This window comes from Chryseobacterium sp. IHB B 17019 (assembly GCF_001456155.1).
GTDB lineage: Bacteria > Bacteroidota > Bacteroidia > Flavobacteriales > Weeksellaceae > Chryseobacterium.
The window spans coordinates 2,572,651-2,592,418 of record NZ_CP013293.1 but is presented as its reverse complement, the minus strand read 5'-3'; the positions used below and the strand labels follow the sequence as shown (position 1 = coordinate 2,592,418).

Below are 19,768 nucleotides of genomic sequence, written 5' to 3'. Positions count from 1 at the left end.
TTTTATTTTAATTAATCTAAATGTAAATTTTACTGACATCTTTGAAATATTATAATTTTTATTCCTGTATTGTCAGATAATCAATGATTTGTGATATGTTATTGTTTTTAACTATCGTAAAAATTTTTTCAATAGATTGTATTTATTGCAAAAACTATTGTAAGTTTGAATTGCTTTTTAAAGAAAAAAATTAACTGTAATAACATAAAATTTGAACTAAATGGAAAAAGATTTAAATGACATCAGTAAATGCCCTTTTCACAACGGAACAATGAAAAAACAGAGCGTCGCAGGCGGTGGGACTAAAAATTTAGATTGGTGGCCAGATCAGTTGCGGGTAGATATTCTTCGTCAGCATTCTGCGCTATCAAACCCTATGGATAAGGACTTCAATTATGCCGAAGCCTTCAAAAGCCTCGACCTTGAAGCTGTAAAAAAAGATCTTCATGCTTTAATGACTGATTCTCAGGATTGGTGGCCCGCAGATTTTGGACATTATGGGCCGTTATTTATCCGTATGGCGTGGCATAGTGCCGGAACTTACCGCGTCGGTGATGGTAGAGGAGGAGCGGGAGCAGGGCAACAACGTTTTGCACCTTTGAACAGCTGGCCGGATAATGTGAACCTTGATAAAGCCAGAAGGTTATTATGGCCGATCAAACAAAAATACGGGAACAAAATCTCCTGGGCAGATTTATTAATTCTTACCGGAAACATTGCTTTAGAATCAATGGGCTTCAAAACATTTGGTTTTGCGGGTGGCCGTGAAGATGTTTGGGAACCGGATATGGATGTTTATTGGGGCTCGGAAAAGACCTGGTTGGGCGGAGATTTGCGTTATTCTCACGGATCTCCGGGAGTGATTGAAAACCACGGTGTTCTTCCAAGTGATGACGATGCAGACGGAAATATCCATTCCAGGGATTTAGAAAGACCTTTGGCCGCCGTACAAATGGGGCTGATTTATGTAAACCCTGAAGGACCCGACGGAAATCCGGACCCAATTGCAGCAGCCAAAGATATTCGCGATACGTTCGGGAGAATGGCGATGGATGATGAAGAAACCGTTGCTTTGATCGCCGGTGGACATACTTTTGGTAAAACTCACGGCGCAGGTCCGGCTGATCATGTTGGCAGAGAACCCGAAGGTGAAAGTATTGAATCACAGGGCATAGGTTGGAATAGCTCCTATAAATCAGGTAGAGGGGGCGATACGATTTCCAGTGGATTGGAGGTAACATGGACAGAAACGCCGACGCAGTGGAGTAATTCTTTCTTTAAAAATCTTTTCGAAAACGAATGGGAACTAACAAAGAGCCCGGCTGGCGCACATCAATGGGTTGCAAAAAATGGGGCAGAGACTATTCCTGATGCCTTTGATCCGAATAAAAAACACAGGCCAACAATGCTTACCACAGATCTTTCATTAAGATTTGATCCGGTGTACGAAAAAATCTCCAGAAAATTTCATGAAAATCCGGATGCGTTTGCAGATGCATTTGCAAGAGCATGGTTTAAATTAACACACAGAGACATGGGTCCGAAAGCCCGTTATTTGGGTCCGGAAGTTCCTCAGGAAGAATTGATCTGGCAAGATCCGATTCCGGAAGTTGATCATGTTTTGATCAATAATTCTGATGTAGAAGCTTTAAAATCAAAAATTTTAAGTTCAGGTTTAAATATTTCTGAATTGGTTTCGACAGCTTGGGCATCAGCTTCTACATTTAGAGGAAGCGATAAAAGAGGTGGCGCAAACGGGGCAAGAATACGCCTGGCTCCGCAAAGATATTGGGAGGTAAATAATCCTGCTCAGCTTCAAAAAGTTTTAAGCGCTTTAGAAAATATTCAGAAAGAGTTTAATGAAAATCAAACAGGTGGTAAAAAAGTTTCATTAGCTGATTTAATCGTGCTAGCCGGAAGTGCAGCTATTGAAAAAGCAGCAAAAGATGCGGGCCATACCTTAATTGTTCCTTTTGTACCTGGAAGAATGGATGCTTCTCAGGAACAAACCGATGTTGAATCAATGGGTTATCTTGAGCCTGCGGCAGATGGATTTAGAAATTATTTAAAGAAAAAACTTTCTGTTTCTACTGAAGCACTATTAATAGATAAAGCTCAGCTTTTGAATCTGTCTGCTCCGGAGCTCACGGTATTAATCGGTGGAATGAGAGCGCTAAACACCAATTTTGACGGTTCTGCACACGGTATTTTTACTCAAAAACCGGGTATTCTTACTAACGATTTTTTTGTAAATCTTTTAGACATGAATACACAATGGAAGGCGGCTTCTCAGGATAACGAGCTGTATGAAGGAACCGATCGCAAAACCGGTGAGAAAAAATGGACTGCAACCCGTGCAGATCTTGTTTTTGGTTCAAATTCTGAGTTGAGAGCAATTGCTGAGGTGTATGCAAGTTCTGACGCACAGGAAAAATTCGTAAAGGATTTTGTAAGTGCTTGGGTGAAAGTGATGAATGCTGATAGATTTGATTTAATTTAACATATTTAATACTTTTAACGAAATATATTAATGAGACAGTAGAGATACTGTCTTTTTTATGTGGTTTTTTCAATTTTTAACCCTTAAAACTAGGGTTAATTTAAATAAAATATATTTTTGTCAGCAAAAACAAATCAAACATGACAAAAAAATTATTCCCTTCCTTATTTCTATTGGTCGGTTCTTTCGCTTTTGCCCAGGTTGGCTTTAATACAAACAGCCCGAATGCTACTTTAGATGTAGTTGGAAATCCTTCAGATACCAGCAAATTTGATGGTATCATTGGCCCGCGAATTTCAGGGGATCAGCTAAGAACGAAAACCTATACTGCGTCTCAAACCGGTGCTTTGGTATTTGTAACAGCAGCGGATTCTGCACCGGCAGGGCAAACGCTGGAAGTAACGACACCTGGATATTATTATTTTAATGGGAGCCGATGGATAAAAGTTGTTGTTTCTGCCGATCAGAAAATCAGGACTTTAGCCTCAGGATCTGTTGCCGGAAATGATTATACGGTTCTTGTCGGAGGAAATATTGCTCTTCCGGCCGCAAATATTTCAAATATGGGAAAAATCTATAATCTGATCAACGATACCAACGGAAATGTGACAATATCAGGTACTTTCAGAATGAATGGCGGTAATTTTTCTAATTACGGTCTGAATAATAATGATCTTGGAAGAGGAGTTGTGGTACAGAGTACTGGTTCTGCTTGGGCTGTGATTTCGAGATATTAATTTAACTGAATTTCAAATACTAAAACCATCCTCAAAAAAGGATGGTTTATTAGTAATCAAAAAAATAGATTAGTTATGAAAGCTGTTGCAGTTGAGTTATTTATTTTTCTTTAATTCTTCAATTTCCTTTTTAAGGGTATTGATCTGTATTTGCTGTTCCTGTATTGCTTTTGTAAGTATCACGGTCATTTCAGCATAATTTACTCCAAGTGTTTTCATATTATCATCCGCAGTAGTAACAAGTTCGGGCATTGCAGCTTTTATTTCCTGAGCTATAAATCCTATTTTTTTGTCTTTACTCAATTCTTCATCTTTATATTTATAGTTAATAGTTCTCAGATTTAAAACTTCTTTTAAGCCATAAGTATTGTCTGTAATATCTTTTTTTATTCTTATATCTGAAGGAGTGATAGTTCCGGATGCCAGAATATTTCCTATAACGTGAAGTTTCTGTGTTGGAGTATTTGTACCCATTCCCACATTTCCACCATTTTTGATAATCATACGATCTACATAAGTCCCACCATTTGATGATTTGAAAATAAAGTCAGCATCTCCAAGCGCGGTGCCATCAAAAAATTGTGAGCCTATTGCCCAATGAGCATACCCTCCTGCTATTGTATTAGGATTAAATCCAACTAAAATATTTTGACCCACGGCCGGAGTTGGGTTATTTCCTGCAAATCTTATTCCCAGGCTCCCAGTATTAACGTTGGAAGTTACCACTTCCAGAGTAGTAGTGGGTGATGCTGTATTTATCCCTACATTTCCATTCTGGTCTATTCTCATTCTTTCTCCTGTTGTCGGCATATTACCGCTGGTAAAAAAACGAAGAGAAGTAAGATTATTGGTTCCATTACCTTCATAAGCAGCATACAAACCTGTTCCATTGTTATAAGGAGAGGCAGTGTTATTGAAATAAGGTGTAAACTCAATAGCTCCAATATGATCTCCGTTTTGAAGATTTGCCGGTGCTGCTACTGTACCACGTGCCTTATGGATACGGAATGCATTGTATTTATTGGTTGTTCCTCCATAATCATCAAAATGATACTCATTCAAGACATCATTGTTTTCTGAAACTACATGGAGTCTTGCTGTAGCTATGTTATTTGTACCGATGCTAAGATTACCCGTGTTAGATATTACGACGTCATTTCCTTGCTGAATCTCAGTAGGAATTCCTGTAATCGGATTGTCTGCCGCGCCGTCCACATGAAATGTCCGTTGCGGGTTAGGTGTTTTAATACCGATATTACCGGTACGGGCTGCGAGAGTTCCATTGATACCGGTTCCAAAAAGGACACTTCCGATATTTAGCTGGTTGTTGCCATTTTGTAAAGAAGCCTGTCTTCCTATTATTATATTTCCATCTCCTGATGTAAGTGACACGCCACCTGTTCCTTCATTTCCTGCATTTTGTCCAATACCAATATTACTAAGCCCAGTGGTTAATCCTATTAACGATGCATATCCAAGTGCTGTGTTAAAATTACCGGTAGCATTATTTAAAGAAAAGTGTCCCACCGCGGTATTACTACCTCCGGAAACCATATTAGCAAGGGCTACTGTACCAACCGCTGTGTTGCTTGCTCCTGTAATATTAGCAACGAGAGCTTGTGCTCCAAATGCAGAATTACTGCTACCTGAAATATTGGCAGAAAGAGCTTGGTGCCCAAAAGCTGATCCGCTTACGCCTCCCGTAGTATTGCCTAAAGCATTGATACCAAAAGCAGTGCTGCCAATTGCAGCAGATGTAGGTGGCAACGAAGAAAGACCGAACGCGGTATTTATAGCGCCTAGAAATCCTGACTGTATATTGTTTCTTTTAAAAGTAAGATTTTGATTATCTAAAGTACCAATAAAATTGGTGGTCTGATTTGTTCCCAAGTTTCCGGCAAGCTGCCAGTTACTATTACTGTTATTGGCAGATGAAAGAATGGCTGTCCATTTTGTCCCATCAAAATAATAATACCCCGTTGAGGTAACATCAATGGCAGTGCCTGCAGCAGTGCCGGTGGAAATATCATTGATGTATACCAATGTGGAATTGGGGACAGCAGTCATGGATTGAGCCCGTTGACGATCTATTCGAGGAATCAGCAAACCTTCCACATTGGTTGTTGTTCCGGTGGGATTTATTGCAGTAATGTCAAGGGATGATGCAGGAACTGATGTACCAATTCCCACTCTCCCCTGTATGATTGCCCCATTTGTTGGTGCAACTATTCCTACATAAGCATTACCTACTGATGCATTACCGTTTACAGTAAGGTTATTTGCTGCATTATATATATTATTTATTCCTAATTTTCCGGAACGTGCAAGAACCATTGCAGCACCTCCAGCATCAGCACCGGCATTATCTGTGACTCTTTGAAAGTTTAAAATAGGCTCAGTACTGTTCATAGAATAATTAATTTTCAAAAGTCTACTGCCAACGGGAGCATTAACATTTTCAAGGTAAAAACCGGGTCCTGTTGCTCCGCCAGCAGCGCTACCACTTCCTGTAATTGCAATTCCTGAAATAAAGCTGTTGGTAATAGCACTTACTATATTGGGCTCGATAATATGCAGCTGCTGTTTGGGCAGTATAGTCCCTATCCCGACATAGCCTGAACTAAGTACTGTAAGGTCATTAGATTCCTGTGCACCATTAGGAATGCCTGTAACTGGATTGTCTTTGGCTCCGTCAATATGGAATATACCTTGTGGATTGGGCGTATTTATCCCTACTTGAGCCATAGCAAAATTGCTCATTAATAAGAGTAAAAAAAATTTTTTCATGATTTAATTATTTGGTGTTATTTGGTGTTATCTAAATAGCATTTTTATTTGGATACATCATTTTAGGTGAACTAAATTATAGTATTAGTTTTTGCTTTTTTTAACGTAATACAAAAATAATTTAATTCAAAACGCTTATTTTATTTAAAAATATTTACTAATAAAAAATTAAAATTAAATTTGATTAATTTGTTATAAATCAATAACTTATTGATTTTGTAATTAATGTTTTTAGATACCTAACATTACATTAAATGGTTTTCAAATAAGTATCCAGGCTTGTTTCCCTGTCTAATCCAATTTTGGTTTTGATTTTTGTTTTATACACTCTAATGGTATTTGGAGTCGTATTTTCAAATGAAGAAATTTCTTTTGAAGAAAGGTTTAATCTGAAGTACATACAGAGCTTAAGTTCCAGATTCGTCAGGTTCGGAACCTTTTCGGATAATTGATTGACGAAATATTCGTTTTGTAATGTACATTCACTTATTAAGTCATAATTTCTCTTGTCTACCTGAATCAGATTATTTACTTTGAGGAGAAGATCTTTCAACACCTCTTCGGTTTGGAAGTTGTTTTGTTTTTTTATGTTTTTAAGGCTGTTGAGGAAAGCTTTTTCGGTTTCGATTTTCAGGTTGAGACTGTGATAAAGGCTTTTAATTTTTTCATTTTGAAGTTTAATATCTTTTTCCAGCATTTTTTTATTGTTTTCTAAAATCATTTTTTGCCTTTCGAGGCTGTCGTGTTTCCTTTTATTTCGGTTCTTGATATTCAGAATAAAAAATGCAAAAGTTATGATTGCCAAGAAGATAACAGATGTTAATAATATATTTTTTCTTTTTTGATAAGCATATTGCTGGTTTATATTTTTAATGATAAAATTATTCAGACGGTCTGATGTTTCGCTTAATTCATGTGTTGTTTTGCTCGTATTTTCATCGTTCAGTTGACTGAGTCTTTCGGAATAAATTTTTAAATTTTCCAGATTATTGATGCCGGCATAATATTTCTGAAATATCTTATTTATTTCAATTCTGTCCGTTGTTTTTGAACGAGATTCGGCTTCCTTTAAAAAATTGATCAGCTTTTTCAAATGTTCTTTGTCATTTGTGATTGTATAAAGCTCAAATAATTGTTTTGAAGGATTAATCATTTCACTTGAATAATTCTCAGTAATGTAAAATTTAAGCTCTTGGGATAACAGCTTTTCTGCTGAACTATAATCTTTTAGCTTAAAAAAATACCCACCCAGATTTCCTTTGATAAAATACAGAAAAAGTCTTTCTTCTTTAGTTTTGGAAGGCTTATTTTCCAATATATTAATTGCCTTTCGTGTCTTCTCAATTGCTAGTTTGGTATTATTCATTTTATCAAAGCATAACCCAAAATTATTGTGCATTGAAGCGACGTAGAGTGTTTCTTTCCTATTTAAATTCTTTAAGCATTCATTAAAATAGAAAAGTGCTTTTCTATAATTTTTCTTATTGTAGTACCATCTCCCTTTTTGATGATATAGATGTGGCAGGAAATATTTTTCGCCTGATCTTTCATCCAGCTGAATAGCTTTGTTCAGAAATTGTAAAGCCAGTTCCGGTGATGAAAATTCAAACTGTAACGCCAGGTTATAATTACATGCAATTGAAACGTAATCATATTTATCATTATTCAGTTTTAGAAGTTCATATACTAATATATGCTTGTCTTTTTTGCGGAGGGAAAGCTCAACATACTTACTGCTTATGAGATATTTTTTGGTTCGGTATTTTTTGTATTTCTGAAGCTCGCGGGTATAAATTTTTTTAACTTCCTCAGGCTCATCCACTACAGCAGAGACCTCTTTATTGATGGCACAAAAATAATCATCAGGCTTTTCCACAGTTGGAAAGCACGAATTTGTCAGAAAAAAGAGAAATAAAAAAAGTATAAAATTTTTCATGTAGTTAATTTGTGTTTTGTTGTTTGAAAAATTAATACTAATAATAGTAGATATATTGTAATTTCTTTTATCAATTAATAATTACTATGTAAAATTTGAATCGTTTATTCAATGAGCAAAAATATCTTAATAAAATTACCACTAATATGTGAGATAATATTCCCTTTACCGAAAAAAATTCATAGAGTAAATGTTACTAATGCAAATTACTAATGTTTAAATATTTGCATGATATTGATTAACAGGCTTTTATTGACTTATTGCTAATATTTTTTATTTATAAATTCATGAAAATATTAATTTTTTTATGAATTTTCTTCCAAAAATAAAAGATGTTTTTATAAGGAATACAGATTCTTCAGCGACTATAATATTGATTTTTTCAATTGAATTTTTTTAATAAACATATTAAAATTCAATAAAGTGAAAAAAACTAATGGAGTTTCTTTTGATTCACTTTTAGGTGATTTTATTTACTGTTTTTAACCTGTTTTAAACAAAATTTTTTGTAAAAAGCATTAGTAAAAGAATAATTCTTGTTCGTTTTAATGGCCCTGTTTAAGCCGGGACTTATTATTTCTTATGATGATTTCATGTTTTTTTTATTAGTGATCTTCCATGAGTGACTTATAGACTTAAAAAACATTTATTTTTGACATGTAAGCAAAACGATTCTAGACACAAAAAAGAAAAATTATTTTATGAAAATTACCTGTTCCCATTTCAATCATTCCTTGAAATTATTATCGGATAGGAATAATTCAAAGTGATGAGCCAAAAATTAATGTAGACAGTCTGTGATATTAACCGTCAGTTTCCCAACCTATTTTATCGGCTGATTTTATCTACACTGCTGCATGAATACTGATCTGAAAACAGCTCCAACTGAACCGATTGGATGAGCTGTTGTATTCGAAATATTCTGAACCAATACCTATGATCAACTTAAAAATGACGTATTATGAAACTTTTTTTATCAACTATTTCAGGGTTTCTTGCCCTTTCAGTAACAGCATGTAAACATCCGGAAAAAGAAAATAATACTACGGCTGGAAAATCTGTAAAAGCCGACAATATTGTAAAGGAAGTATTTTCCAATGAGCTCGGGGAAGAGATGGAGGTGGCTATTAATAACTCCAAAAATACGGCAATTGTACATCTGGATGGTAAAACATACGAACTGGAAAGAGATTCCGGATTATCGAGCTACACAACTTTTGATGACGAATATGAATATTCTAACGTAAAAGGCGAAATAACTTTTCTAAAAAAAGATTACAACATGGTGCTCTTTTATTATAAGCCAAAATCAAAATATTCCTATTTAAGTTCAAAGTAACTTTTTATTATTAATTATTGGTGAGCTTTTATTAGAGTATATGCTGCGTTCAAATCATCAATTAACTGTACTTATTAATGAAAAATAAATAAATAATTGTTTTTCATTAAATTATGTGTATATTTGTAAAATAATCAGGCTCCTGCCGATGCTTTTTCTGAAATTTTTGAGTTCACTCTTTCCTCTCAGTCTTCGCTTTTTCAGCCGCTAAATTTTTGAAATCATTATAGGTATAGTTTTTTTTAAGGCCTTAAGAATACTAATATCAATTTTGAGCTTAAAAAGATTTATTATTGTTTGGTAAATCCATACAGTAATGGCGTAAGCCAAATAATATTACAATAATTTTATAATACATTACAATGCAACAAGGAACAGTAAAATTCTTTAACGATGCTAAAGGATTTGGTTTTATTACACCATCAAACGGTGGTCAGGATGTTTTCGTACATACCTCAGGTTTAATTAATGAGATTCGTGAAAACGATGTCGTAACATTCGACTTAGAAAACGGAAAAAAAGGCGTTAACGCAGTTAACGTACGCGTAGCATAATTTTGAAAAAAGATTAAATCTTTCTTCAATTTAGAAAAGCAGCAGATAGCATTTATGTTATCTGCTTTTTTATTAGCATTCTACTGTAGCCTAAGTGTTTTTATAAAAAAGGATGAGCGCAATAGTAAAAATATTTGATTTTCCTTTTCCTTTTTTGATTTTATAAAGATATTGTCTGTCTTTCCCAATCATTACCGCCAATTCGGTTTGCGAAAGCTTCTTTTTCTCGCGAAACTTTTTCACCTGGTTGCCTACATCAACCGGGATTCTTGCCTTTAATTCATGATTGTATTTTCTTCCAAATTCTTAACTTATATGAAGTGAAATATAAAATACTGCATTTTTTGTAACCTTATATTACTATATTTAAATATTTGTAAAAAAATAAATAGTTTATGGAACCCCATAATGTATTTATTCTAAAGCTTTTTATTTTTGTTTCCAACCAGCAGCAATAAAAAAGCATCAGTAATATAATACGACATGGTTTGTCGTCCTACGTCTATAAATTTGCTACCGCAGGTCAGTGTAATTATTTAATAAAGAAAACATTTTTAACAAAAAAATAATATAGTATGAAACAGTGTATTCGGGCTAATAAGCATCTTCTTACAATCACAATTCATAATATGAGTTTTCTCCATATTAGGATTTAAAAAATAGTATTAAATTCGCGCATTAATAAACAGGTATGAAAAAAAATTACACATTGGCACTGTTCTTAGGTGCATTTCTGGGTATTTCTGCCCAGGAAACAAAAGTCCTTTGGCAGAAAGACATCAAATCCTCGACCCAGGATTTTCTAAGCCAGGTAACCACAACCATTGATCAGCAGTATTTAATTACAGGAAGCTCTATTCAGAGCAATAAACTTCAAGCTTCAGGCAGTAAGCAGAATAATGGCTACGACTATCATTTGGTCAAATTAAACCAGCAGGGAGAAGAAGTCTGGGAAAAATATTTTTCAGGACAAAACCATGATTTTTTATCTGCAACGGTGAATACTCAGGAAGGAGGCTTCCTTCTCTCCGGAACGTCTTATAGTGGAAAATCTTTAGACAAAAAAGAAGAATCCAAAGGCGGTTCAGATATTTGGCTGATTAGACTCAATGAATTCGGTGATGAATTGTGGCAGAAAACAATCGGTACTCAAGCAGATGAAGAAGCAAGAGCTGTAATTCAAACCACGGATTTTGGATTTTTTGTTGCGGGTAATATTCAAAACTCAGCAAAAGGTTACGGCTCCAAAGATGTTTTGATTGTAAGACTGGATAAAAACGGAGGCATAGCCTCTCAAATTATATTAGGTGGAAAAGGGCTCGATGAAGTAGAGAAAATGATTCCTACCAAAGATGGTGGAGCTTTATTGGGAGTGTATTCACGCAGTGGAAAAGCTGCAACCAACAACCTTTCATCTGCAACCTCAAAACAAACAGAAAACTTCGGTGAAGGAGATTACTGGATCATTAAACTTAACAAAGACGGAAAGGTAGAATGGGAAAGGAACTTTGGAGGAAAAAGTGACGATCATTTGCGAACACTCGCTTTAACATCAACAGGCTTTTTAATCGGAGGAGAATCGAGATCGGAGAGATCAGGAAATAAAACCGTGGGAATTGAAGAAGGAACAGACCTTTGGCTTATTTCACTTAATGAAAAAGGGGAAGAAATCTGGCAGAAATCTTATAATTTCAAGAACAGGGATGTTTTGATGGGAATGAGTGTTATTACAAAGAGCCAGGATACAAGAACCAGGAATCAAGATATTACCACAGGGATATTGCTTGGCGGTTACACCCAGGCAGAAGGAAGAATAGAGAATGAAGACGAAACGTTTTGGATGCTTTATGTAGACCAGAATGGAAATGAGCAGTGGAGAAAGCATGTGAAGGGAGAATCCAGAAAAAAAGAGGAAAGGTTATCTGATATTAAATTAAACAGAGATGGTTCCATTATTCTGGCAGGAACCAGTGCAGAAGAGCTTGGAAAAGAAAACTGGAAGATTGTAAAGCTGGGAGATAAGCAAATTGATCAGCTGATCGAAAAGCAGGATATTAAGATTTATCCAAATCCTGTATCGGACTATGCTTATGTAGAAATAGGTTTTGATTTTAAGGAAGCAGATATTTTGTTGTATGATATGTCCGGAAGACAGTTGCAAAGTTTGAAAACCAAAAACAAGGTAACCAAGATCAATACCCAGCCTTTAATCCAGGGAGCTTATCTGATTACCATTAAAACGGATACCAATAAAACAGCTAACGCTAAATTGATTAAAAAATAAAAAAATGCAAATGAAAATAACTAAAATATTGAGCTTGGGAATGGGAATTCTTTTCCTAACTGCTCATGCTCAAAGTGATTTAAATTTCGGAGACTTTCCTAAACCGGTGCCATCTGTTTCCTCTCTTACAACTTACGCCAATACTCCTGTATCCAGTGCTACAGGGCTTCCGGATATTTCATTCCCTTTACTGGGGTTGCCATCGTATAACAGTGGAGTGAGCTTAAATGTGGGATTATCCTACAATCCCATGAATGTTTCACAAAACGAACCCGCCAGTCAATCTGGTACAGGATGGTCAGTTTTTGCAGGAGGAGTGATTTCAAGAAGCATAGAGAATGATATTGACGAAATGTATGATGATACAAGCAACGGCAATTATTATAAAAACGATTTTGATGATATTTATTATTACAGCTTTCCGGGAGGTTCCGGAAAATTTAAATTTAAGAGAAACCCTTCCACCAATACTTTTGAGTTGATTAATCTTTCTTCAAATAAAATTAAGATTGAATATACCCGTACCAGTAATACCGCAACCCTTATCCTCAATTCGTTTACAATAAGCGATACAAGGGGAATTAAATATTATTTTAATGATTACAGCAGAAGCAATCAGGAACGGAATGTAGGTGTATTGGGAGGTAAAATATACAAATCGGCATTCTTTTTAACCCAAATCAAAGACGCCAATAATGTAGAATTAGCTAATTTTATTTATCAGAAAGATGTAAAATATAAGAACAATTCCAGTATAATAGCCTATGAAACCAGTAAACTAAAAACCATTACCTCCCCGGGTTTCGGAAAGATCGAATTTGATTATTCGTATGATACCTCCATGGAAAATACGATGAATGATCCGTATCAAATTCAAAAAATTACTTTAAAAGATAACTACAATCACACCATTTCCGGATATGCTTTTGAGTATATTTTTTACGGGTATAATTATTCTCCTTCGGGAAATCCTTTTGACAACCAAAATAAAAGAATCCTGACAAAACTTAAAAAATTGGATAAAAATTCCGTTGTTTCTGAAACAACGGAATTTGAGTATGGAAGTTCAATCGCCTCTCAGCCTCCTGGCATAAGCCCTGATACTTTTTGCAACCAGTCAGACATTCCTACAATACCGAAGCAGGCTCACGGAATTTTAAGAAAAGTGATCACCCCTACCAAAGGAGTCGTGGAATATAATTTTGAAGCCAATCAATATTATAAAGATCGCAGTGAACCTAGCTACGTCAGTTCCATTTTAAACGGAAGCAGTTTTACAGATCCGGAAGTGCAGTATCTGGCATCATTCAAGGAGCTGGGTTACAATACCAATCAGGGTACCAATTATTTATTTACAATTTCCGGTACACAAACTAAAAAAATATATCTCGTTTTCGGAGTTGATGAATTATTTCCCGTTCCGCCCATATGGGACACCAATACCCCCGCTTTTGTAGATTATATGATTAAAAGTGGTGGAGAGACTATTTCAGGAAATGTCTGCGGGAATTCTCAGTACGGTAATGTAAGGGAATATGATTTGCCTCCCGGAAGTTATACCTTGACGATAATGGGCTCCGGAGGGAAAGGTATCGCTAACTTCTTTGGAATAGAACACATTGCGCAACCTTTTTCAAACAAGGCTACCGGAAAGGGAATCAGGATTGCCAATATTAAATATTATAACAGTGTAGGATCAGCTCCTGCAAAAATTACAAAATTTGAATATGATAATTTTTCAGACAGCAATTCTTCTTCTGGCTTTCAATTTTTTCCGGAAATTGATACCAATGCGGATAGTTATACATTATATAAAAATGTTAAGGTAACCGGGGCCGATGATGGTAATGGCTATGTAAAATATTATTACAAGAATCCGGATGATTATCCTAAAGTTGGAAATTACTGGCCTTACTATGCCTTTTCCAGTGGAGGGATACTGAATAAGAAAGAAGTATATAATTCACAAAATAAACTGCTGGTATCAGAACAAACCAATTATACTTTTGAAGAAATCCCTGGAATACAGGAACATTTACTTTGGGGTGGTGATGTCTATACTTCTAAACTAGCGTGGCTTAAAAAAACAGCTGTTAGTTCCACATCGTATTATGATAATAATCAAAGTGTGGAAGAACAATCGGAAACCAATTTTAATGTTTTCAATTTTCAAGTGGCATCTACAAAAAAAGTACTGGACGACGGTAGTATAGAGAAGTATTATTACTATCCCGAATCAGGCTATCCCAAATTGGCATCATCTTATATATTAAATACCCCTGTCAGGGTTGAAAATAAAACAGGTGGAGCCCTTGTATCAAAAACTGAGACTAAATTTGATAATGCAAACTCGACCCTGCCAACTTCAGTAATGGTAACAAATATTGCAAATGATACCAGGACAAGTACTATCGACCTGTATGATGATAAAGGGAATGCGATTCAGATAACTTCTCCGGTGGGAATACCAACAACCATAATATACGGTTATGATAAAACCAGCCCTATCGCTAAGATAGAAGGTGCAACCTATGCCCAGGTATCACCTTATATTCAAACCATTATTGATGCTTCCAATGCGGATGCCCAGGATCCCTCCAAGGAAGGCTTACTGCTTGGTACATTAGATAATTTCAGGAAAACGGCTGCATTGCAAAATACTCAGATTACAACCTATACTTATGATCCCCTTATAGGTGTTACAACTACAACTCCGCCTGACGGAATCAGAACAATTTACAAGTATGATGCTAATAACAGGTTACAAAAGATAGTAGATATGAATGGAGTAACACTGAAAGAATATCAATACAATTACAAAAACTAAGCACAATGAAGAAAATAATATTACTACTCAATCTGTTATTGGTTAGTTTTACCTACGCACAAACAAACCTCAGCTCAACAGAAAATTATATCTACGAAAAAAACTGCCTGACGGAAGATTGTACTAAAAAAACAGAATCCGTACAATATTTTGACGGGCTTGGAAGATTACAACAAAGTATAGCGGTAAAAGCAACCCCCAGCGGAAAGGATATTGCTGTGCCAATGGAATATGATGCCTATGGCAGGCAGGTAAAAAGCTACCTTCCCGTTCCACAATCAGGGACACAAAACGGAGCTTTATATGTGGATCCGCTAGCCAGCGCTTCTTCCCAGTATGGCGCTGAAAAAATCTATGCCGAAAAAGTGTTGGAGTCTTCTCCTTTAGGAAGGCCTCAAGAGCAAAAACAAATCGGTAACGACTGGGCTTCCCATCCCGTACAGTTTTCGTATGCAGCAAATACCACGGCAGATAATGTAAAAAAATATACAGTTGCAACGAGCTGGGTTGAAGGAAGGACAAACAGTGTTTTGAGCCTTTCGGGAGCTTATGTTGCAAACACTTTGTACAAATCTAGCGTAACGGATGAAGACGGTATTGTGACTGTCCAATTCAAAAACAAAAAGGGGCAAACTGTTTTAACAAGAAAAAAAGATGGTTCCCAAAATGTAGATACTTATTATGTGTATAATGAATATGATCAGCTGGTATACACTATTCCTCCATTGGCTGCAAGCTCACCGACACTCTCAACTTCTCTTTTGGACAATCTTTGTTACCAATACCGGTACGATGGTTGGAACCGCCTGGTGGAAAAGAAAATCCCGGGAAAAGGCTGGGAATATATGTTGTATGACAGACAAAACAGATTGGTTGGTGCTCAGGATGCAGAACTAAAAAAGAAAGGGCAATGGACATACACCAAATATGACCAGTTCGGGAGAGTGGCCATTACAGGAATCAGCACGGGATCTGATAGAAATACAGAGCAAACAGAAATTAATGGTATAAGCCCAAATAATGTCAATAGAATACCTACAGTATTTTTTAACAGACAGGGAATAGATGTTTATTATGATACACCGGATAGTACTTATCCTAATTCAAGTAAATGGGTAACTTTATTATCATTAAACTATTATGATACCTATCCTAGCTATAGCTTTAATCCGGCCGTACCGTCTGCTATTATGGGGAAAAGTATACTTTCCGATAATTCTACAGTCAATGCGGCAAGCACGAAGGGATTACCCGTATTGAGTTTGGTAAAAAACATCGAAGACGATAACTGGACGAAAAACTACGTATACTACGATCTAAAGGGAAGAGTAATCGGTACCTATTCCATCAACCATTTGGGAGGCTATACCAAAACAGAGTCTGACCTTGATTTCATAGGAGCTCCTCAAAAAAGCAATGTATTTCATGTAAGAAAATCTGGCGAATCGGGAGTAACGATTAAGCAACGTTACGTATATGACAGTAAGAACAGGCTGTTGCAGCATTATCATCAGGTAGATGATAAACCAGAACAATTGTTATCAGAAAGCACTTATAATGAGCTTTCCCAGGTCATCAATAAAAAAGTCGGGAACAACCTTCAAAGCATTGATTATACGTACAATATTCGTGGGTGGCTGACCGATGTCAACAAAGACCAGATGGCCCTTGCTGATCTAGGTGGAAAGTTATTTTCTTATGGGATCAAATACAACCAAAAAAACGGAATTGATAATCCGGATCCCGCACAATTTGCAGGAAAGAATGTTACCCCAAAATATAACGGAAGCATTGCGGAAGTGGATTGGAGAGCTATAGAAACTATTGGCGTTAATCCTTCTTCTACCCCAAAAAGATATGGATATGCCTATGATTCGCTAAACAGGTTGACGGCAGGCTATTACCAGAATCCTAATAACCCTTACAGCAAAGAAAGTACGGAATCATTATCATACGACCTCAACGGGAATATTACTAACCTGTACAGAACTTCGGTAGCAGAATACGGAAGCAATACTGCTACGGTGATTGATAATCTGAACTATACCTACACTGGAAATCAGGCAACAAATATTAATGACGCATCACAAAACTTTGCGGGCTATGAAGGTGGTGGAAATACGATCACCTATGACCAGAACGGTAATATGCTTACAATACCGGATAAGGGAATCAATTCTATACAATACAATTATCTGAATCTTCCTAATTCCCTTAATGTAAATAAGTTTGGATATGAAGATGTTACTATTAATACCAAATACAGGGCAGACGGTACAAAATTAAGAAAAGAAAATACTACCGTTACAACAGGAATTAACGGAAGCACAACAGCAATTGGTGTTACAGATTATCTTGACGGATTCCAGTATTTTTATTCAGGTACTCTGACGCCTCCGGGTGGGGGCTTTGAAATGTTTTCCAAAAGAGCAATGGAACCACAGGCTTTTACCCCGATAACAGTGCAAGACCCAACTATCCAGCCTATCGGAGGAGGTTTTACAGCAACTTTAAAAACTCCTGATCTGAAATTTTTCCCGACAGCAGAAGGGTTTTATGATTACCAGAAAGATCAGTATATTTACAGCTATAAAGACCAGCTGGGAAATGTAAGGGTTTCTTATACAAGAAACAGCACAGGGGCTCTTGAGATTACAGATTCTAATGATTACTATCCATTTGGGATGAATCATTTTAAAACCGGAAATGCTTATTTTGGGCAGGGAAGCTATAAAAACAACAAGTACAACGGTAAGGAATTACAGGAAACAGGCATGTACAGCTATGGCTGGAGAGACTATATGCCGGATATTGCAAGATGGAACGGTATCGACCAGTTAGCTGAAAATTATCTTTCAACAAGTACGTATGCGTATGTTGCGAATAATCCTGTCTCTTACTCGGATGTAGACGGAAGGTGGTTTGATCAGGATGGAAATATTATAGATACTTCGGGTCAGACTTACGGTTTCCTTAATTCATCGGTTAAACCTCATTATGCAAGTAACTATCTTGGGGTAAATCCAAGTGATGGCGGAGGAAGCGGAACATCTGCTCAGGCACTTATTGCTCAGATGTACAGTTTAGGTGGTGATTGGTACAATACAGGAAATGGTTTCACCAGCTCCGAAAATATAGGGCTAGCTTATGATGGAAGCTATACGAGCCTTAACACAGCATTAGATATTCTTATTCCTGAAGTAACAATAAGTGGTAATAGCTTTTTCTGGGGAATGCAGGTACAAGATCAAGTTAATTCTTATGTAGGAAGGTGGAATTCTAGCAATTCAACTTTATGGGCAAAAAATGATGGTCCTGTAAAAATGATAGGGGGAATGGGTGATCCCGTAGGTGCTTTTGATGTTGGGGCTCAGGTAATGAGCAATTGGGAGCCTAAAAACCAATATCTTGCAATGGCTGTGGGAATTATTGGTGCTGTAGCTTTTAAGAAACCAAGTCTAGCTAAAGCTGAAGGAAAAATAATTGGCTTAGGACTGGATGCTGATTTAGTTTTACATAGAGGAACGGGGGCAATAATCTGGAAAGAAGCAAAATGGCAAAAAGAAGGATTAACTTCTGTAGATTGGGGAAAAGCCGTTATTGATAAGTATCACTTTAAATCTTCATTTAAAGAAGCTGCTGAAAATGCAGCAGGAATAAGGTTTGAAGTAACAAATTTTAATCCATTATATCCAAAACCAGGGATGACAAATTTTGAATTTAACCATATACTTAATAATCCTTCACTACTACAAAAAACAACATTTATACAAAATGGAAGTCAGGTTTTTTGGAATGGAACACAATTCATGAAATAAAAATATTATGGAAATAGTAACGGACTTAAGTCAAATAAATAGAATTTTAAATAAATTAAATGGGAGTAAAGCACAATTATGGCTATACGATATTACTCATAAAAGATTGGCAATTAGAATATCAATTAATATGAGTGATGAAGTTGCTTATATAGTAATGGCTAGTTGTGAATATATTCGAGGTAATTTTTCTTGGAATAATCCGAATTTTTCGGTAAATAAATATTACAACGGAAAAAGAATGGAAAATATATATAGTTTAATAGATAATGATACTGATTTTCTTCTAGAAGGTTCATCGGGGATCGTTTTAGCAAAAGGTGTAGAGTCTGAATTTGGAGATTCTTTTGAGAATTTTTTTCAAGAACAATAAAAATAAATAATAACAATGGATGATCTAAAGGATTATCCGTTTTAGTGGAAGCAGCTTCTTTTGGGGAGCACAGATGCAGAGCCATGTTAATTCTTTTGTGGGAGCATGGAATGGTACAGCCGTTACCCACAGGTGGCGGTGCTTCAGCCGGAATTTGGACATCAATTAGAGGTGTATTAGGGGAATTAGCTGGAGGTTTAAGAGCTGGTGTATGGTCTTTACCTTTACTATTAGAAGGTGATATATCACGAAGAGAGCAAAGAATTACGTTGTATAGAGGTGTATATAAAGGACACCCAGATTATAGAAATGCATTAAAAGGTCAAGCTTGGCCATATGATTTAAATGGACATAGTAATCCTGAAGCTCATAATGGAGGTAATTTTAAAAGTAAATTTACATCTTGGACAATGAGTCCTGCTGTTGCAAATTATCATGCAAATAAAAGTGGACAACAAGGTGTAGTTTTGAAAAAAACCTTCCCAATAATAAATACTGTCCCTAGTCCAGATGCTTATGATGAAATGGAAGTATTGGTTCCTGGTATAGTTACAGGTGCAACAGTAACAACACCAACAGGCCCAGGTTCTCCAACTGCTTATTAATAAACTAA

At 36.0% G+C, this 19,768-nt stretch carries 12 protein-coding genes; 9 read left to right on the top strand and 3 right to left on the bottom strand.

The features are described from left to right. Nucleotides 1-220 precede the first annotated feature (220 nt). Both katG and ATE47_RS11965 read left to right on the top strand, forming a co-directional pair. The gene (katG, locus tag ATE47_RS11970) at nt 221-2,500 is read left to right on the top strand and encodes a catalase/peroxidase HPI (protein ID WP_062162188.1); all 2,280 of its coding nucleotides are present in this window, start codon (nt 221-223) and stop codon (nt 2,498-2,500) included. A 140-nt stretch (nt 2,501-2,640) separates the two neighbouring features. Continuing rightward, entirely contained in the window at nt 2,641-3,237 is a 597-nt protein-coding gene (locus ATE47_RS11965; RefSeq protein WP_062162187.1) for a hypothetical protein, read from the top strand. Nucleotides 3,238-3,333: 96 nt separating this feature from the next. Here ATE47_RS11965 and ATE47_RS11960 read toward each other — a convergent pair whose 3' ends face one another. Continuing rightward, nucleotides 3,334-6,024: a tail fiber domain-containing protein gene (locus ATE47_RS11960; protein ID WP_082632584.1), complete on the bottom strand. Its 2,691-nt coding sequence runs from the start codon at nt 6,022-6,024 to the stop codon at nt 3,334-3,336. 250 nt (nt 6,025-6,274) lie between these two features. Beyond that, the gene (locus tag ATE47_RS11955) at nt 6,275-7,960 is read right to left on the bottom strand and encodes a tetratricopeptide repeat protein (protein ID WP_062162185.1); all 1,686 of its coding nucleotides are present in this window, start codon (nt 7,958-7,960) and stop codon (nt 6,275-6,277) included. Nucleotides 7,961-8,921: 961 nt separating this feature from the next. Here ATE47_RS11955 and ATE47_RS11950 point away from each other — a divergent pair. Together ATE47_RS11950 and ATE47_RS11945 are read left to right on the top strand one after the other, a co-directional pair. Beyond that, nucleotides 8,922-9,299 (top strand): hypothetical protein, encoded by a 378-nt coding sequence (locus tag ATE47_RS11950; RefSeq protein WP_062162184.1) that lies wholly within the window; start codon nt 8,922-8,924, stop codon nt 9,297-9,299. 362 nt (nt 9,300-9,661) lie between these two features. Beyond that, nucleotides 9,662-9,853: a cold-shock protein gene (locus ATE47_RS11945; protein WP_062162183.1), complete on the top strand. Its 192-nt coding sequence runs from the start codon at nt 9,662-9,664 to the stop codon at nt 9,851-9,853. Nucleotides 9,854-9,943: 90 nt separating this feature from the next. Here the strand turns inward: ATE47_RS11945 and ATE47_RS19535 are convergent, their stop codons facing one another. After that, nucleotides 9,944-10,096: a helix-turn-helix domain-containing protein gene (locus tag ATE47_RS19535; RefSeq protein WP_442857067.1), complete on the bottom strand. Its 153-nt coding sequence runs from the start codon at nt 10,094-10,096 to the stop codon at nt 9,944-9,946. Nucleotides 10,097-10,544: 448 nt separating this feature from the next. On the opposite strand from ATE47_RS19535, the gene ATE47_RS11940 reads away from it, so the two are divergent. The 5 genes from ATE47_RS11940 to ATE47_RS11920 all read left to right on the top strand — a co-directional run bounded on the left by ATE47_RS11940 (nt 10,545) and on the right by ATE47_RS11920 (nt 19,760). Further along, nucleotides 10,545-12,137 carry a T9SS type A sorting domain-containing protein gene (locus ATE47_RS11940; RefSeq protein ID WP_062162182.1) on the top strand — a complete coding sequence of 531 codons (1,593 nt, stop codon included), beginning with the start codon at nt 10,545-10,547 and terminating at the stop codon, nt 12,135-12,137. Between the two features lie 10 nt (nt 12,138-12,147). Continuing rightward, nucleotides 12,148-14,964, top strand: a complete 2,817-nt coding sequence (locus ATE47_RS11935; RefSeq protein WP_062162181.1) for an RHS repeat protein — start codon at nt 12,148-12,150, stop codon at nt 14,962-14,964. 5 nt (nt 14,965-14,969) lie between these two features. Continuing rightward, nucleotides 14,970-18,782, top strand: a complete 3,813-nt coding sequence (locus ATE47_RS11930) for a DUF6443 domain-containing protein (RefSeq protein ID WP_082632581.1) — start codon at nt 14,970-14,972, stop codon at nt 18,780-18,782. Nucleotides 18,783-18,789: 7 nt separating this feature from the next. Continuing rightward, nucleotides 18,790-19,155 (top strand): hypothetical protein, encoded by a 366-nt coding sequence (locus ATE47_RS11925; RefSeq protein WP_062162179.1) that lies wholly within the window; start codon nt 18,790-18,792, stop codon nt 19,153-19,155. Between the two features lie 83 nt (nt 19,156-19,238). Next, nucleotides 19,239-19,760 carry a hypothetical protein gene (locus tag ATE47_RS11920; protein WP_062162178.1) on the top strand — a complete coding sequence of 174 codons (522 nt, stop codon included), beginning with the start codon at nt 19,239-19,241 and terminating at the stop codon, nt 19,758-19,760. The last annotated feature ends 8 nt before the right edge of the window (nt 19,761-19,768 follow it).

Bases quoted from the DNA above. Each gene is read 5' to 3' on its own strand.
- ATE47_RS11960 (WP_082632584.1), bottom strand. From the start codon at position 6,024: ATGAAAAAATTTTTTTTACTCTTATTAATGAGCAATTTTGCTATGGCT.
- katG (WP_062162188.1), top strand. From the start codon at position 221: ATGGAAAAAGATTTAAATGACATCAGTAAATGCCCTTTTCACAACGGA.
- ATE47_RS11955 (WP_062162185.1), bottom strand. From the start codon at position 7,960: ATGAAAAATTTTATACTTTTTTTATTTCTCTTTTTTCTGACAAATTCG.
- ATE47_RS11945 (WP_062162183.1), top strand. From the start codon at position 9,662: ATGCAACAAGGAACAGTAAAATTCTTTAACGATGCTAAAGGATTTGGT.
- ATE47_RS11940 (WP_062162182.1), top strand. From the start codon at position 10,545: ATGAAAAAAAATTACACATTGGCACTGTTCTTAGGTGCATTTCTGGGT.
- ATE47_RS11935 (WP_062162181.1), top strand. From the start codon at position 12,148: ATGAAAATAACTAAAATATTGAGCTTGGGAATGGGAATTCTTTTCCTA.
- ATE47_RS11930 (WP_082632581.1), top strand. From the start codon at position 14,970: ATGAAGAAAATAATATTACTACTCAATCTGTTATTGGTTAGTTTTACC.
- ATE47_RS11965 (WP_062162187.1), top strand. From the start codon at position 2,641: ATGACAAAAAAATTATTCCCTTCCTTATTTCTATTGGTCGGTTCTTTC.
- ATE47_RS11925 (WP_062162179.1), top strand. From the start codon at position 18,790: ATGGAAATAGTAACGGACTTAAGTCAAATAAATAGAATTTTAAATAAA.
- ATE47_RS11920 (WP_062162178.1), top strand. From the start codon at position 19,239: ATGTTAATTCTTTTGTGGGAGCATGGAATGGTACAGCCGTTACCCACA.
- ATE47_RS11950 (WP_062162184.1), top strand. From the start codon at position 8,922: ATGAAACTTTTTTTATCAACTATTTCAGGGTTTCTTGCCCTTTCAGTA.